The 16,338-nt window shown below is 64.5% G+C and carries 12 protein-coding genes and 1 pseudogene; 10 read left to right on the top strand and 3 right to left on the bottom strand.

Translation table 11 applies throughout. The annotated features are described in order from the left end of the window. The first annotated feature begins 1 nt into the window (after window position 1). The 10 genes and pseudogenes from VRB54_RS08725 to VRB54_RS08680 all read left to right on the top strand — a co-directional run bounded on the left by VRB54_RS08725 (window position 2) and on the right by VRB54_RS08680 (window position 12,453). Window positions 2-913 (top strand): glycosyltransferase family 2 protein, encoded by a 912-nt coding sequence (locus VRB54_RS08725; protein WP_338480397.1) that lies wholly within the window; start codon window positions 2-4, stop codon window positions 911-913. A 29-nt stretch (window positions 914-942) separates the two neighbouring features. Further along, window positions 943-1,719: a polysaccharide biosynthesis/export family protein gene (locus VRB54_RS08720; protein WP_338481070.1), complete on the top strand. Its 777-nt coding sequence runs from the start codon at window positions 943-945 to the stop codon at window positions 1,717-1,719. 14 nt (window positions 1,720-1,733) lie between these two features. After that, complete coding sequence (locus VRB54_RS08715; RefSeq protein ID WP_338480396.1) at window positions 1,734-3,725, top strand: exopolysaccharide transport family protein; 1,992 nt, start codon at window positions 1,734-1,736, stop codon at window positions 3,723-3,725. After that, on the top strand, window positions 3,725-4,915 hold the full coding sequence (locus tag VRB54_RS08710) for a glycosyltransferase (protein ID WP_338480395.1): 1,191 nt from the start codon (window positions 3,725-3,727) through the stop codon (window positions 4,913-4,915). Before VRB54_RS08715 ends, VRB54_RS08710 begins: the two co-directional genes overlap by 1 nt. Next, window positions 4,905-6,233 (top strand): GH39 family glycosyl hydrolase, encoded by a 1,329-nt coding sequence (locus tag VRB54_RS08705; protein ID WP_338480394.1) that lies wholly within the window; start codon window positions 4,905-4,907, stop codon window positions 6,231-6,233. The genes VRB54_RS08710 and VRB54_RS08705 overlap by 11 nt, the downstream gene beginning before the upstream one ends. A gap of 8 nt (window positions 6,234-6,241) precedes the next feature. After that, a complete protein-coding gene (locus tag VRB54_RS08700) occupies window positions 6,242-7,459 on the top strand; it encodes a glycosyltransferase family 4 protein (protein WP_209980848.1) in 1,218 nt (405 codons plus the stop codon). Beyond that, window positions 7,450-8,553 carry a glycosyltransferase family 1 protein gene (locus VRB54_RS08695; protein WP_338480392.1) on the top strand — a complete coding sequence of 368 codons (1,104 nt, stop codon included), beginning with the start codon at window positions 7,450-7,452 and terminating at the stop codon, window positions 8,551-8,553. Before VRB54_RS08700 ends, VRB54_RS08695 begins: the two co-directional genes overlap by 10 nt. Further along, a complete protein-coding gene (locus VRB54_RS08690) occupies window positions 8,550-9,986 on the top strand; it encodes an O-antigen ligase family protein (RefSeq protein WP_338480391.1) in 1,437 nt (478 codons plus the stop codon). Before VRB54_RS08695 ends, VRB54_RS08690 begins: the two co-directional genes overlap by 4 nt. After that, on the top strand, window positions 9,986-11,395 hold the full coding sequence (locus tag VRB54_RS08685) for a murein biosynthesis integral membrane protein MurJ (protein WP_338480390.1): 1,410 nt from the start codon (window positions 9,986-9,988) through the stop codon (window positions 11,393-11,395). Before VRB54_RS08690 ends, VRB54_RS08685 begins: the two co-directional genes overlap by 1 nt. 22 nt (window positions 11,396-11,417) lie before the next feature. Further along, window positions 11,418-12,453, top strand: a pseudogene (locus VRB54_RS08680) (acyltransferase family protein). 45 nt (window positions 12,454-12,498) lie between these two features. Here VRB54_RS08680 and VRB54_RS08675 read toward each other — a convergent pair. From VRB54_RS08675 to VRB54_RS08665, 3 genes are all read right to left on the bottom strand, one after another. Further along, on the bottom strand, window positions 12,499-13,068 hold the full coding sequence (locus VRB54_RS08675; protein WP_338480389.1) for a DUF4174 domain-containing protein: 570 nt from the start codon (window positions 13,066-13,068) through the stop codon (window positions 12,499-12,501). A 164-nt stretch (window positions 13,069-13,232) separates the two neighbouring features. Further along, window positions 13,233-13,865, bottom strand: coding sequence for a glutathione S-transferase (locus tag VRB54_RS08670; protein ID WP_338480388.1), 633 nt, complete (start codon window positions 13,863-13,865; stop codon window positions 13,233-13,235). 13 nt (window positions 13,866-13,878) lie between these two features. Beyond that, on the bottom strand, window positions 13,879-16,236 hold the full coding sequence (locus tag VRB54_RS08665; protein ID WP_338480387.1) for a DNA polymerase II: 2,358 nt from the start codon (window positions 16,234-16,236) through the stop codon (window positions 13,879-13,881). Between the last annotated feature and the right edge of the window lie 102 nt (window positions 16,237-16,338).

The following is a 16,338-nucleotide window of genomic DNA, read 5'->3' as shown; positions in this document are numbered from 1 at the left end:
CATGCGCACCTCGCTGATCATCCCGACCCGCAACGCCGCCGGCCACCTGGCGCGGCTGTTGCCTGCGCTGAAGATGCAAACCAGGCAACCGGACGAGATGCTGGTGGTGGACAGCGCCTCCAGCGATGACACAGTGGCGCGCTTTCGCGAGTTCGGCGCCCGGGTCGAGGTGATCGACGCCCGCGATTTCAACCACGGCGGCACGCGGCGCTGGGCCAGCGAACAGGTGAGCGGCGATGCGCTGATCGTGATGACCCAGGACGCGATTCCTGCCGACCCCGAAACGTTTGCCAACCTGCTCGATGAACTGCAGCAGGACCCGCTCAACGGCGTGGCCTACGGGCGCCAATTGCCGCACCCGGACGCCGGTGTGCTCGGCGCGCAGTCGCGGCACTTCAACTACCCGGCCCAGAGCCGCAGCAAAAGCCTGGCCGACGCCCCGCAACTGGGGATCAAGACCTGCTTCAGTTCCGATTCGTTTTCGGTGTACCGGCGCAGCGCACTGCAAGCCGTGGGTGGCTTCCCCGCCGATGTGATCGGCAGCGAAGACGCCTACGTGGCCGCGCGGATGCTGCTCGACGGCTACAAGGTGCGCTACGCCGCCTCGGCGCGGGTGTACCACTCCCACGATTACCGTGTCATGGATGAATTTCACCGCTACTTCGACATTGGCGTGTTTTACGGTCGCGAACCGTGGATTCGCCAGGCCTTTGGCGATGCCGGCGGTGAAGGTAAACGCTACGTGCTGGCGGAGCTGGCGGCACTGCGCAAGGCCGGTGCACTGCACCGCGTCCCCGAAGTGCTGGTGCGCAGTGCGTTCAAGTTGCTCGGCTATCGCCTGGGCCACCTGGAGCGCCGCCTCCCCGTTGCGGTCAAGCGACGCATCAGCATGTTCCCCGGCTATTGGAAGTGAGCATCATGACCTACAGGAAGTCACCTATGATGAAACAAATCTTGCTTGTTGTAGCGATGCTCGCCCTGGCCGGGTGCAACACGCCGGCCCGCATTGTCACGCCGGATGACCAGGCGGTGGAGGAAGGCAAGCGCGCCCTCGACCAACTGGCCCAGTTGCCACCGGCGGTGGAACGCATCCGCGTCGGCGACCAGTTGCGTATCGTGCGCGATGCCGGGGAGATGCCGACGCTGTCGGCGTTCAACGTCAGCACCATCTACGAGCTGACGCTGTACACGGTGCAGACCGACGGCAAGATCAACTACCCGTTCCTGGGGCCACTGCAGGTCGCCGGGCGCCAGCCCTCGGAGTTGGCCGCCGAATTGAGCAACAAACTTGCACCGGTGTACCGCGAACCGCGGGTGACGGTGAATATCAACCAGGCACCGAGCAACTCGGTGATCGTCGGCGGCGCGGTGAATAACCCGACTTCGGTGCAGATCGGTATCGCCAACACACTGGAACAGGCGATTGTCGGCGCCGGCGGCGTGAACCCCGCGGGCAACGCAAGCATGGTTGCGTTGCTGCGTGAGGATGCCGAGGGCACCTACCGCGCCTACTTCCTGGACTTCAGCCAATACCTCAAGACCGGCCCCGTCGGCCGTAAACCGGTGCGACTGCAACGCGGCGACGTGGTGTTCGTGCCCAAATCCAACGTGGGCGAGCGTATCCAGGGAGTGGACACCTACTTGAACCAGCTGATTCCGTTCACCAAGTCCATCGGGGTTGGCTACAACTATTCCCGAACCAGCGGCGGCACCAACTAAAGGAGCGACATCCCATGATCGAGATCCGTTCTTTTCGTGATCTTCTGCGCCTGTTTTTCATCTTCCGCCACGAGTTCAAGCTGGCAGCCATCGCTGCGCTGGTCATTATCCTGCTGGGGGCGTTCCTGCTGCCGGCCAAGTATGAATCCACCGCGCGCCTGCTGGTGAAGCCGGGGCGTGATTCGACGCTGCCCATCGAGATCAGCAACCGTCAGGCGCTGGTAATGCCCAGCACCCAGCGCGACCCGATTGTCGACGAGGAGCGCCTGCTGACCGGACGCCCGATTGTGCGGGCGGTCGCCGAGCGTTACCTGGAAGTGCTGGCCAACCAGCCGCCGCCGGAAGGCGTCTGGAAGCTGGGCAAATACCATGTCAAAAATGCCACCGCCGCGATCTCCGATGGCGTGCGCGTGGTGCTGGAATCCCTGGGCGTCATTGAAAAAACCACTCCGGTCGAGCGCCTGGCCGCAGGCCTGGAGCAAAGCTTCGAGGTCAGCCACGCGGCCGGTTCCACGGTGATGGACATCACCTTCAAGTGGGGCGACCCGCAGATCGCCCAGGCCGTGGTCAAAAGCTGGGTCGAGATCTACATCAACGAGCGTACCCAGGCGCTGGGGCGCAAAAGCCTCTACGCGTTCTATGAGGGCCAGGTGTCCAACAGCGCCACCGAGATCAAGAGCTACAAGGAGCAGATCCTCACGCACTTGAACGAAATCGGCGCGGCGAGCATCACCGATCGCCTGGAGGATCTGTCTGAGCGCATCAACGTGCTGCGCGGCGAAACCTTCAACACCACACGCCTGATCGCATCCTCCGACAGCGCCATCGAGAGCACCCGCACCCAGCTCAAGAGCCAGCCCAAGGAAGTGACCACGGTGCGCCAGATTGCGCTGAATCCGCAGCAACAGGATCTGCGCCGCCTGCTCAACCAGAAGCTGCTGGAACGCGCCGACATGATGCGCACCTACACCGATAACGCACCGCCGGTCAAAGCCCTGGATGCATCGATCCGTGCCATGCAGGTACAGGTGGCAGCTGAAAGCAACACCGTACAGAGCTCGGAAAACCGCGCGCCGAATACCCTGGAAATCCACCTGCAACGGGTGCTGCTGGACGAGTCCAGCAATAACCTGGCGCTGCGTACCCAACTGGTTCAGCAGCAGAAACAACTGGTCAATCTGGAAGCCCAGCGCAAGCAGGCCCTGGAGATTGAACCGGAGTTGACGCGCCTGTCCCGCGAGCTGAGCGCCACCGAGCGCAACTACGCGCTGTATGTGGACAACCTGGAAAAATCGCGCATCGACCGTGAACTGGACAACAGCCAGATCAGCAACATTGCGGTGATCGAAGAAGCCACCCTGAACCCGGGGCGCATCTTCCCGAAAACCTTGGTGATGCTGACACTGGCGATCCCATTCGCCATCGTCGTCGGCCTGCTGGTGGTGTACCTGTGCTACCTGCTCGATCAGCGTATCCACGACGGCGGGCTGGTGGAACGCAAGTTCGGCCTGCCGCTGTGGACCACCCTGCCGGAGCTGGACACCAGCACCGCGCAGAGCACCAACGCGTTCAATGCCAGCATCTACCGACTCTACGGTCTGCTTGAGCCGGAACGAATAGCCGAACAAGGCATGACACTCGGCCTGACCTCGGCGCGCCACGGCGAAGGGGTGAGTTTTGTGGTGGCGCAATTACGACAACTGCTTCAGGAAAATGGCATCACGGTCCGCGTCGGAGGTGCGCGGACGGCCTCGCCGGGAGAAGTGGTGCTGCTCGATGCCTCAGCGCTGCTGGATAACCGCGACGCCTTTGTCAGCCTCAGACGGGCCGATCTGATTGCGTTGGTAGTGGAGGCCCAGAAAAGCACGGTGCCGGTGGTGGAGCATGCGCTGTCGATCCTCAATACGGCCTTCGGCAAGGTGGACGGCATCATTATCAACCGACGAAGGTTCGAGGTACCGGCCAAAGTGCTCAAGACCATTGCCAAGTACCGGGGGGTGTTCTGATGCGCATTGCCCTGCTGGCTCCTTTGCCACCCGAGAAAAACGGCATCGCCGATTACGCGAACCATTTCAAGCTGGCGCTGGAACAGTTGGGTGTGACGGTGCTGACACCGTTGAGCGGCGTCGAAGGATCGAGCGCGGCGATCAAGCGGGCCATCGACACGTTCGACTGGCACAGCGTGGACCTGGTCCACGGCGAGCTGGGCGGCGGACGACTGGGGGAATTTCTGGCCCTGCGCGAACTGCACAAGGCCTACCCTGCCCTGCCGCTGACCGCCACGGTGCACGACCCGGAGCGCATGGTGTGGCGCCGCGAACGCCTGCCGTTTCCACTGCAACTGCTGGAGCGATTGCCCAGCCCGTTGCCGCAGGCGGCGGTGGTGTTGGCCGATCCGCTGACGTTGCGCGAAGAGCGCCAGGTCGCCGCTGGTTTGACCCGGTTGGTCACCCTGACGCGCCTAGGGGCCGAGTGCCTGAGTCAGCGCATGCGCCTGGCGGCCGGCAAAGTCGCGGTGATCAACCACGCCAACCTGGCAATTGCACCGGCGCCGTTGCCACCGCTGGACACGCTGCGCCTGCTTTACTTCGGGTTCATCTACCGGGGCAAAGGCATCGAGGACCTGTTGCAGGCCCTGGCCGACGTGTTCAGGCAAGCGCCCGAGTTGCGGGGCCGCGTGCGGCTGACACTGGCCGGTGGCACGGCTGCGGAAATGGCGTTCGGCGCAGGGGGCAATTACCTTGACCAGTTGCACAGCCAGATCGCCGACCTCCAGCTGGCCGACGCCATCGACTGGCAATTGAACCTGCCGGCCGATGAGATTGCCGCGACGATCCAGGCCCATCATGTGATGGTGCTGCCCTACCGCGAGTCGAAAAAACTCGGCCTGCTGGGGCGCCAGCGTGGCACCAGCGGTGCGTTGTCATGGGCGGCGGCGTGCGGGCGTGGGGCGATCACTTCGGATGCGCGGGCGTTCGCCGAAGAGGTCGCCAGTGGCAATGGCGCGATCTATCCCCAGGGCGATGTGGCCGCCCTGAGTGCGCAACTGCTGCGCCTGGCCCGTACACCGACACTGGCGCGGGACTGGGCCGAGCGCGCCGGGGAAATCGGCCGAGAACGATTGTGGCCGTCGACCGCGCAGCAGTTCAGGCAACTTTTCAAGCAGGCAATTGTGGGAGGTCCCCATGGTGCGTAAGGGCACGTACGTTTTGACGCTTGTGCTGGTTGCGGCGCTGGGCCTGGGCGCCGTGCTGTGGGGGCGCCAGGCCGACGCCGAAAGCCATGTACTCAAGGGCAGCAAGGTGCTGGTGTGGAAGGACTTTCTGGGCGTTAACGCGCAGTTCCTGTGGTTCAGCCCCGAGCGCTACCAGAAGCAGATCGACCGTCTCAAGGCGCTGGGCCTGGAGTGGGTGCGCCTGGATCTGCATTGGGATCAACTGGAGCCGGTGCAGAACCAATACCAGGTCGCAACCCTCGACCAATTGGTGAAGAAGCTGCAGGACAACCAGCTCAAGTCGGTGTTCTATCTGGTCGGTTCAGCGCCCTTCGCCACCACCGCACCGGCGGGCGCGCCCTATCAGGACCAGTACCCGCCCAAAGACCCGCACGTGTTCGCCAACCGCATGGCGCTGCTGGCCGAGCGTTACCCCAGCGTGGACGCCTGGCAGGTGTGGAACGAGCCGAACCTGCTCGGCTTCTGGCGCCCAGTGGCTGATCCCGCGGGTTACGCCACGCTGCTGACCACCGCCGCCGCTGCGCTGCGTGCCATGCGCCCGGACAAACCGGTGGTGGCCGCCGGCATGGCTTTCTTCAGTGAGATGCCCAACGGCCAGACCATGTTCGACGCTCTGGGCGCGCTGGGTATCGCGAGCCTCAATACGGTGATTGCCTACCACCCCTACACCCAACTGCCTGAGGGTAACGACCCGGCCAACCTGGACTTCATCGCTAAAACCACCGCGCTCAACCAGGCCTTGCGCGCAGGCGGCGTGCAAACGCTGTGGACCACTGAGTGGGGCTGGTCCACCTACACCGGCCCCAAGGACGCCCAGGACATCATCTCCCTGCAAGGCCAGGCCGATTACGTAGTGCGGCGCCTGGCGCTGATGAGCGCGCTGGATTACGACCGTACGTTCCTGTTCACCCTGAGCGACCTCGACCAGCGCGCCAGCGTGCGCGACCAGTCCTACGGCCTGCTTGATATCGACGCCAATCCCAAACCTGTCTACACCGCCTTGAAGTACTTTCTCGATGTGAGCGGACCGAGCCTCACCCCCGGCGACCCACCCAGAGCCGACCAATTGCCCGACGGGCTGTTCAGCATCGGCTGGACCCGCGCCGATGGGCGCAAGTTGTGGTTTTTCTGGGCGGCCCAGGGCGGCAACGCGCATTTGCCGGGCCTTGCCAGCGCGACGCTGTACGACCCGCTGCGCGGCACGCAAACCCCGGTCAGCGGCACCGGCGGCTTGACCGTGCCGGTCAAATCGAACCTGCAAATTCTGCTATGGGATTGAAGCCAGCCATGCGCATTTTATGGATCCTGCCCTACTCGCCCTGGCCGGCCACCAGCGGCGGCAAGACGCGTCAGTTCCATCTGCTGCGCAGCCTCGCGGCGCGCGGGCACCGGATCACCCTGTTGCTGCATGACAAGCACCCGGTGTCGCTCGCCGACCGCCAGGTGCTGGAGACCTTTCTCGACCACCTGATCGTGCTGCCGCGCCGTCCACTGCGCAGCCTGAAGACCCTGGTGGCCGGGCTGTTTGCGCCCTACCCGCTGCTGGCCAGCGTGAATGGCCTGTCCGCGCCCTTGCAGGCGCGCTTCAACCAACTGCTCAACGAACACTGGGACGTGGTGCAGATCGAGCACACCTACAGCTTCCAACCTTACGAAGACGCACTGGCGCGCACCGCCCAGCCTTTCGTGCTGACCGAACACAACGTCGAATCGGCCCTCGGCGCCGCCACTTACGATCGCCTGCCGAACTGGGCGCTGCCGTTTATTCGCTACGACCAGTGGCGCTACGGCCGCTGGGAACACCGGGTGATGCGCCAGGCGACGCAGGTGGTGGCGGTCACCGACAGCGATGCGCAAACGTTGGCAAAGATCGCCGGCAAGCCGGTGCCGGTGGTGGTCAACGGGGTGGACTGCGACCATTTCGCCGGCGCCCGCCCGGACCCGACCAGCCGCCGCGTGCTGTTTTTGGGCAACTACGAATACGCGCCGAATGTGGACGCCATCGAGTGGGCGCTGGATGAGATCCTGCCCAAGGTCTGGGAGCGCTGCCCGCAGGCGCGCATGAGCGTGTGCGGCTTCGGCATGCCCGACAGTTGGCGCACGCGCTGGCCGGACCCGCGTATCGAGTGGCAGGGTTTCGTGCCCGATCTGCTGAGCCTGCAATCGAGTTGCTCGGTGTTTCTGGCGCCGTTGCGCCACGGGGGCGGCTCCAAGCTCAAGGTGCTCGAAGCGCTGGCAGCCGGCCTGCCGCTGGCGAGCACCGAACAGGGCGTGTCCGGCCTGGACCTGGTGGAAGGCCTGGACTACCTCGGCGCCCAGAGCGCCACCGGCCTGGCCGACGCCGTGGTGCGCCTGCTGCAGTTTCCCGACGCCGCCACGCCCATGGGCGAAGCCGGCCGCGCCTACGTGCGCCGCGCCCATGACTGGAGCGTCGCCGCCAGCCAGCTGGAGCGCGTATACGCCAGCCTTTCGCCGCTCACCGAAAAGGAACCCGCATGCGTGTAGGCCTTGATTACCGCACCGTCGGCACCTCGCCGCAATCGGGCATCAGCCGCCAGGTGTATGCGCTGGAAAGCGCCTTGCACACCTTGCCGGGCATTGCGCTCGAGCGCTTTACCGTGGCGCCGCTGGGGGACGAAACGCGTTTGCAGGCGCACTGCCCGGCCTGGGGCTGCGCGAAGACCGCGATGCACCAGCCGCACAATCGCCTGCGCTTCGAAGCAGGCTTTTTGCCACGGGCGTTGCGCGAGCAGCATATCGATTTGTACATCAGCACCTTCAACATGGGCCTGCCGTTACCACCCAAACCCAAGGGCTTGCGCACGGTGGTGCTGCTGCATGACCTGTTCCAGATCACTCTGGACAATTACCACGCCAACCGTCTGAAGGCATTGATCTACAAGACCAGCGATCGCCTGTCGATTGCCTATGCGGTGCACAGCGCCGACCGCGTGTGGACGCCGTCGCAGTACAGCGCCGATGAAACCGTGCGCCTGTTTCCCAAAGCGGCGGGCAAGGTTCGCGTACTGCCCAACCAGGTGGACAGCTTTATCGAACTGGCGGCGGACCTCACTGCGCGGCAGTTGCCCGAGCGCTATTGGCTGCTGGTGGGCACCCGCGAGTTGCGCAAGAACGTGCCTTTCCTGGTGCAGGCCTGGCAGGAGGCCCGTCGACTTTCCCCCAAGGTGCCGGAACTGGTATTGGTGGGCAGCCTGGATCATCTGCCCGAGGCCCAGCGCACCGTGCCGGGGATTCGCGCCTTGAGCGGCGTGTCGGATGCCGAGCTGCACGCGCTGTACCGCCGCGCCGCGCGCCTGTGGCAGCCGTCCTATGCCGAAGGCTTCGGCTTGCCGGTGATCGAGGCGCTGAGCGTCGGTACGCCGGTGGCCGTGGCCAGCGGTACGTCGCTGGATGAAATCACCCCACCCTCGGCACCGCGTTTTTCGCCCACCGATGGGCCGGCGCTGGTGCAACTGATGGTGAACCTGGGCGAGCAGCCGGACGAAGAGTCACCCGAGCAACGCCGGCAGTGGGCGCAGCGTTTCAACCACCAGGCCTACCGCCAGCGCCTGGCGCAACTGATCGAGGAATTGCAATGAGAGACTCCCTGGGCGCCCCTATCGCGATCCTGTTCGGCCTGCTGTTCGGCGTGATGGCACTGGCGCTGTCACCGGCCAAGGCGTTGCTGGGCGTGGTTGGCCTGGCGGCGGCGGTGACCATCCTGCGCTTCCCGCTGTGGGGCTTGTCGCTGTTCGCCATGCTCGCGACGTTCATGCCGTATTCCACCATTAACCTGGGGATTCGCAGCACGGTCAGCGAGGCGATCCTCGCGCTGACCTGGGGCGCGGTGCTGTGGCAGACGTTTCTCTCGCGCCTGCCGGCGGCGCCCAGCCTGTGGCGCCGGCCCACCGATCAGATGCTGCTGTGGCTGATGCTGTTCAGCGTGTTCCCGTTCATTGTCGGCCAGGTGATCGTCGTCAACGTCGAAACCAGCGGCGTGGCCAACTGGCTGCGCTGGTTGCTGAGCCTGTCGGCGGTGTTTCTGTGCGCCAAACTGCTGGTGGAACCCAAACAGCGCGAGTCGCTGGTGGTCGCTCTGCTGCTGGGCACGCTGGCGATGCTGGTGATGTCGATTGCGGTGTTCGTGCGCACGCGTTCCGGGGCGGGCATTGCGCCGATCCTGGCGCTGCTCAATTACGGCAACTTCGACATGCTCAAATTCGGCCTGGAAGCGATGTCTTCGCGCATGGGCTCGCCGTGGATGCACCCGAACGCCATCGGCGGGATCATGGCGCTGCTGCTGCCCCTGGCATTCTGTTTCGGCATGACCGAGCGCGGCTGGAAACGCGCATTGGGCCTGGGCGTGGCGTGCCTGGGCGCGGCGGCGTTGCTGCTGGCCAGCAGCCGTGGTGCGATGGTCAGCCTGGCGCTGGTGCTGATGTGGATGGCCACGCGCCGTGTGCCGTACACCGGCCGCCTGTTGATGATTGGCGCGGCGCTGACCGTGGCGCTGGTGCTGGCGTATCCGCCGTTGCAGGAACGGCTGGCGACGATATTTTCGTCGGACAACGCCAGTACCGAAATCCGTTTCGACGAGTACCGCATGTTTCCTCAGGCGGTGGCGGCCTACCCGTTCGGCATCGGCTTCAAGGTCGACCCGCCTGTACCGGGCACGCCGTTTCTGGGGATCTCCAACCTGTGGCTGAACTTCATCTACAAGACCGGCATTGTCGGCATGCTGCTGTTTGTTGCCGTGACCGTGCGCTGGTGGCGTGAGGCGCGCCCGGAACGCGGCCCGATCCGCCTGACCAAGGACAATGCGCTGTGGCTGGGCAGCACCGCCGGGATCCTGGCGGCGTTGGTCAGCGGGCTGTTCGACCACTACTTCAGTTTTGCGGTGGTGATGGTGGCGCTGTTCTGGCTGATGGTGGGGCTCAATGTGCTGGAGGCACGCCGCCTGTTTCCGGCGCGCGTGCCGCAGGTCAAGCGCCTGGCCTATCGCAAACCGCTAACTGATGGCGCGCGTCCCTGATGCTTGGCTCCGCCGCCTGGCTGACGCTGGCGACCCTGCTGGGCCTGTGCCTGGGGTTTGCGCGTGAATGGCTGCTGGTAGCGGCCTGGGGCGCGGGCGAGCGCAGTGACGCATTCCTGATCGCACTGTTTTTGCCTGAGGCGCTGCGCATGTCATTGGCCGGCGGTGTGCTGAGTGCCGCGGCGTTGCCACTGTATCTGCAGCGCAAGGATGCCGAGCGCCTGGGCTGGCTGGCCGTGCTGTTCCCGGCCCTGATGGCGATTGCGTTGGTCACCAGCCTGCTGCTGACGCTGTTGGCGCCGTGGCTGGTGCAACTGCTGGGGCCGGGGTTGGCGGACAGCGCCACGGCACTCGCCGCCGGCAATCTGCAGGTGGTCGCCTGGTGCGTGCCGGGCCTGATGCTGCATGCGCTGTTCAGCATTCCGCTGCAGGCCAGTGAGCGTTTTGTACTGGCGGGGCTGGGCTCGTTGCTGTTCAACCTGCCGCCAGTGACCTACCTCGCCCTGGCCGGAACTGCGACCGCGCCGCACACCCTGGCCCTGGCGTGCCTGGCCGGCAGCCTGCTGATGCCGCTGGCGCTGTTGCCGTCGATCTGGCGCCAGGGTTGGCGACCGTGGCGCTGGCAGTGGTCGGCGGCGCCGTTGCGGGAACTGGGCCAGCGCATCGGCCCCTTGTTGCTGAGCAACGGTGCGAGCCAGGGCCTGGCATTGATCGAACGGCTGGTGGCGTCGCTGCTGGGCGAAGGCGCGGTGACCTGGGTGAACCTCGCGCGCAAGCTGATGAACCTGCCGCTGATTGCGTTGATGAGCCTCAATCAGGTGCTGCTGGGCATGATGAGCCGCCGCCAGGGCGATGCGCGCCTGGCCCTGCTCAAGCGCGGCCTGGACACCGCGAGCATGCTGACCCTGCCCGCCGGCGTCGGCCTGGTGGCGGCAGCACCGAGCCTGGTGGCACTGCTGTTGCCCAGGCAGTCGGCGGACTCGCCATTGCCGCTGCTGCTGGCGTGGTTCGCGGTGCCACTGGTGTTCGGCGCGTGGAACGCATTGCTGGCGCGTTATGCCTATGCGGCCGGTGACACGCGCCAGCCCCTGCGCTGCGAGCTGCTCGGCAGCCTGGTCAATGTGCTGTTGCTGGGCGCCCTGCCCTTCGTGTTTGGTCTAGCCGGTATTCCCTTGGCCGCGCTGGCCGGGGTGATCTGCACGGCGCTGTTGTTGATGCAGCGTCAGGCGCTGCTTGGCGCCCTGCCCTGGGCCAGGCACTGGCTGCTCAGCGCAGCACTGATGCTGCTGGCGGCTTTGCTGCTGTTTCGAATTGACGGCGTGTGGCTGCAACTGGGGCTCAGCACTCTGGCCGGGGCCGTGGTGTTACTGGGCATGGGGCTGTGGCTCAAGCCGTGGCGCAAGGCATGAATGATCGATCGGGAAGACGCCCATGAAACATCGTTGGATTCAAATGGATATCGCCAAAGGCATCGGCATCCTGGTGATCGTGTTCGCTCACAGCTGGTTCGTGGCCAACTCCCGGGACCTGATGTACCCGATACTCGCGTCGTTCGTCATACCGCTGTTCTTCTTTTTGTCCGGGGTGTTTTTCAAGCCGGAGCAGCCGTTTGTGGAGATGGCCGTGCGCAAGGCAGACGGCCTGCTCAAGCCGTTTTTTCACCCTGCTGCTGTATGTCAGCCTGCGTGCGCTGCTGCGCGACCAACCCTTGCTGCCGGACATTGGCGGCGTGCTCTATGCCTCGGTGAACACCATTCCGTGGCAGGCCATGTGGTTTCTGCCGCACATGTGGGTGGCGATCCTGTTCAGTTGGGTGATGCTGCGCCTGATCCTGCGGCTCAAGCTTGCGCCGTGGGCCAGTGCCCTGCTGCTTGCCGTGCAATTGCTGCTCGGTATCTGGATGTTGCCGCTGTTCTGGCAATGGCCGGTGACGCTTGGCGAGCACACCTGGATACTGCCGGGGCTGCCGTTCAGCCTGGATATCACCCTGATCAGCAGTGCCTGCTTCATCGCCGGCTACCTGCTGCGCGACTGGCTGCGCACGCACCCTGGCAGTTGGCTGACGCTGTTGACCGCGGTGGTGGTGTTCGCCGTGTTGTTCGACTTGACCTGGGACACCATGGACCTGGCGCAACGGCGTTATGACCACTGGTTGTGGACCAGCCTGCTGGCGGTGATTGGCATGTACGCGTGCTGGGCGTTGGCGAAGGTGTTGACGGTCTCGGCGCTGGTGACGCGGGCCATGACTTACATCGGCCAGTCCACACTGATCCTGCTGATTTTTCACGGGGAGATCCAGCACAAGACCTTCGACCTGATGCAGCGCCTGGGGCTGCATCCATTCCTGGCGGCGGGTGTGGGTTTGGTGGTGGCGGTGGTGGGGCCGTTGCTGATCGGGGAAGTGATCAAGCGGGTGGCGGTGTTGCGGTTTTTCTACTTTCCGTTTCCGGTGGCGAAGCAACGCTGAGGCGACTGTGGGAGCGGGCAAGCCCGCTCCCACAAGGGTGGTGGGTTAGTCGTCGAGTTGTTGGGGGGCTTTGGCGCCGGGCTTGCCGGGTTTTCCCTTGGCGGGGGCAGGTTCGGCTGGCGTAGCCTCTGCGGCGGCGGCGGCCTCTTTCTCGGCCATGGGCATCTGGTCGATGGTGCTGAAGAACTCTTTGAGGTCTAGGGTATCCGGAGGCACGGTCTTCTCGAGTTTCTTCTCGCCGTCCTTGCCGATCAGGATCACCTTGGTGCCGCTGCCGGCGCCCAGCTTGAGGGCGCGGATCAGCGCATTGGTTTCAGGCGGCGTGAGCTTTTTGTTGTCCTTGGCCTCCTTGGCGAACTTTTCCCCTTCGGCGCCGATGCTGCCGAACTTGACGGTGTAGAACACCATGTTGCGCTCTTCGAACGACTGCTTGTTGGCAGGCTCGTCCAGCTGCTTCTGCAGCGTGGACAATGTGGCGTTACCGGAATCGAGCTCCACCACCACCAGCGGACGGGCCTTGCCCATGTCCTGCTTGAGCGGGTTGATATCATCCGCGGCCAACAGCGGCCCCGTAAAAGCCATCAAGGTAGCCAGGGTCAGCGACCGGATGAGCATGCGCACCTCCTTTGAATTGCGTGCAGGTTCTTGAGTTTCATGTGTGCGACCGTCAATTTCAAGGATGATTCCTACGCCGGGTTCTGAAAGCGTAGGTCAGGACGCCCGCCGCGCAAGGGATCAGGTCGCTTGGGCGGTGATTGTTTCTTCTGATTGCACGAACATCAGAGGCCATTCCATTGTGGCCAATGCCGGGCGAATACCGGGGCCACTATCGGGTCGGCATCCACCTGCGCCAGGGTGTGGGCAAATCCCGGGGCCAATGCGCTCAACGCTGCCCGCGCGCCGTCCCAGCGCGACACCGCCGCCGCCATGATGCCCAAAGCGTTCGGTGCATGGTTGGGCGCGAACAACTGTTCGGCAAACTGATCGGCAAACACCACCCAGGCCTGGTGCAGGTAGCGTCGTGTGCCGCTGACCAGTTGCGCCTGCAGCGCTTGATCGACTTCGCCCAGCCAGCGTTGCGGGTAGTCGATGATGCCAATGGCCGAATAGCAATTGGCAGCGATGTACAGCAGGCCACGCAGAATTTGCCCGCGATTGCCGGCCAGCAGGCCAGCGTCGGGAAACTCCAGGCCGAGGTGGATCAGAATGGCCGCGCTTTCGGTGAGGACCTGCCCATCGGGTGTGACCAGGGTGGGGATCTGTTTGAGCGGATTGATTCGCGCAAGCGCTTCGCTGCCCTCGCCCTCATGCCAGGAACTGGCGTCCACGCGGTGCCACGGCACGGCGCAACGTTGCAGGGCAATCTCGATCATGCATGAGCCGGATTCGTCGGTGCCGTAGAGCATGTACATGGTATTGCCTCCTTTAAAACAGCCCCATCTGTCCGCCGACCAGGGTGCTGAAATCGTCATCCACGAACGGCAGGATCGCATCCGCCACCGGCTGCAATTGTCGCGTCACGTAGTGGTCGTAGTCGATTGGCGCCTGCCGCACTTCCAGCGGCTCCGGGCCGTTGACGCTGATCACGTAGCTGATCCAGCCGCCACGCTGGTACTGGCGCGGCCGGCCCAGGCGGTCGTTGTAGTCATCAGCCAGGCGCGCGGCGCGTACATGGGGCGGCACGTTACGCTCGTAGTCATCCAGGCGCCGGCGCAGGCGTTTGCGATAGATCAGCAGTTCATCGAACTCGCCGCTCACGGTGCGACGCACGTAGTCGCGAATGTAATCCTGGTGGGGCTGGCGGTGGAAGATGCGCTGGTAAAGTTCCTGCTGGAACCGCCGGGCCAGGGGCGACCAGTCACTGCGCACGGTCTCGAGGCCCTTGTAGACCATCTCTTCGCTGCCGTCGGCGCGCACCACAAGGCCGGCGTAGCGTTTCTTGCTGCCCTCCTCCGCGCCGCGGATGGTCGGCATCAGAAAGCGCGTGAAGTGGGTCTCGAATTGCAACTCCAGCGCACTGTGCAGGCCGAACGCCGTCTGCAGGTGTGTGCGCCACCACTCGTTGACGTGGGCGACCAGCGCCTGGCCGATGCGGCTGGCGTCCTCCTGGGCGTGGGCGCTGCCGAGCCAGACGAAGGTGGAGTCGGTGTCGCCGTAGATCACTTCATAGCCCTGGGCTTCAACCAGCTCGCGGGTCTGGCGCATGATTTCATGGCCACGCAGGGTGATCGACGAGGCCAGGCGTGTGTCGAAGAACCGGCAACCGCTGGAACCGAGAACGCCGTAAAAGGCATTCATGATAATTTTCAGGGCCTGGGACAGCGGCGCGTTGCGCTCACGCTTGGCCACCTCGCGGCCTTCGGAAACCCGCGCGACGATAGCGGGCAGGCAGTGCCGGGTGCGGGAAAAACGCGCGCCGCGAAAACCTTCCACCGAGTCGCTGTCGTCGGGGTGCTTGAGGCCTTCGATCAGGCCCACCGGGTCGATCAGGAAGCTGCGGATGATCGACGGATAGAGGCTTTTGTAGTCCAGCACCAGCACCGATTCATACAGGCCCGGACGCGAATCCATGACGAAGCCGCCGGGGCTGGCCTGGGGTGGTTTGTCGCCCAGGTTCGGCGCAACGAAGCCCTGACGGTGCATCAGCGGCAGGTACAGGTGGGTAAATGCGGCGACGGAACCACCGTTGCGGTCGGCCGGCAACCCGGTGACGCTGGCCCGCTCCAGCAGGAACTTGAGCAGCTCGGTCCTGGCGAAGATCCGCGTGACCAGCTCGCAGTCCTTGAGGTTGTAGCGCGCCAGGGCGGGCTTGTCCTCGGCGAACATGCGGTTGATTTCGTCCATGCGCTGGTACGGCGTGGAAATATCCTTGCCTTCGCCGAGCAGGGTTTGCGCGACGTTTTCCAGGCTGAAGGACTCGAAACTCCAGGTGGCCGAGCGCAGGGCTTCGATGCCGTCGATGATCAGACGCCCGGCGGCGGCGGCGAAGTAATGATTGCGGCTGCCATGTTCGCGCCAGGCCATCGGCTCGTCGCCACGGCCGAGCATCAGCGGCACGTTGAGGCGCTGGGCATGTTCGTGGAGCACGCGCAGGTCGAACTGCACCACATTCCAGCCGATGATCGCATCGGGGTCATGGGTGGCGAGCCAAAGGTTGAGGGCTTCGATCAGTTGGGCGCGGGTGTCACAGTAGTCAAGCTTGAAGTCCACCACGCAGGTTTTGTTCGGCGGGCCGAGCATGTAAACCTGGCGCTCGCCGCAGCCTTGCAGGCCGATGCAATAGAGGTCGCCCTGAGCGGTGGTTTCAATGTCCAGGGACACCAGCTTGAGCGGCGGGCGATAGTCGGGGGCGGGCTTCATCTGAGCGTCGAGCAAGGTGCCGTCGGCATCAGGGGTGCCGCCGAACCACACCGGGGCGGTGATGAAGCGCTCCATCATGTAGCGCTCGGGCGGGCGCACATCGCCCTCGTAGACGTCAACGCCGGCGGTGCGCAGGCGCTTTTCCAGGTCCATTGCCTGACGGTGCTGGCGCGTATACAGGCCAAGGACCGGGCGGTGATGGAAATCGCACAACTGCAACGGCCGCAGCTCGATGTCGCGCTCGTCCTTGAGCAGCCAGTCGAGCGGCTTGCGATGGGCTTCGGGGATGAACATCACCGAGGTCTGCACGGGCAGGCGGACAAACCTGGGCCCCTGGTCGGTGGCCAGCCAGAAACTGACCTGCGTCCCCTCCGGGGTGTCGCGCCAATGCCGGGTCAGGACGAAACCCTGCTGTAAATCCACCGTGCCGCACCTCAAACATTGCGTTCAGGGCGTGATTCTACCCGGCATCCGGCCGGACGAGGCAGGTTAACGCTCGCGCGGACCTTAATCTGACAAATTTGT

The sequence above is a fragment of the Pseudomonas trivialis genome (genome assembly GCF_036864995.1).
Taxonomy (GTDB): domain Bacteria; phylum Pseudomonadota; class Gammaproteobacteria; order Pseudomonadales; family Pseudomonadaceae; genus Aquipseudomonas; species Aquipseudomonas trivialis.
This window is presented reverse-complemented; position numbering and strand designations above follow the sequence as displayed.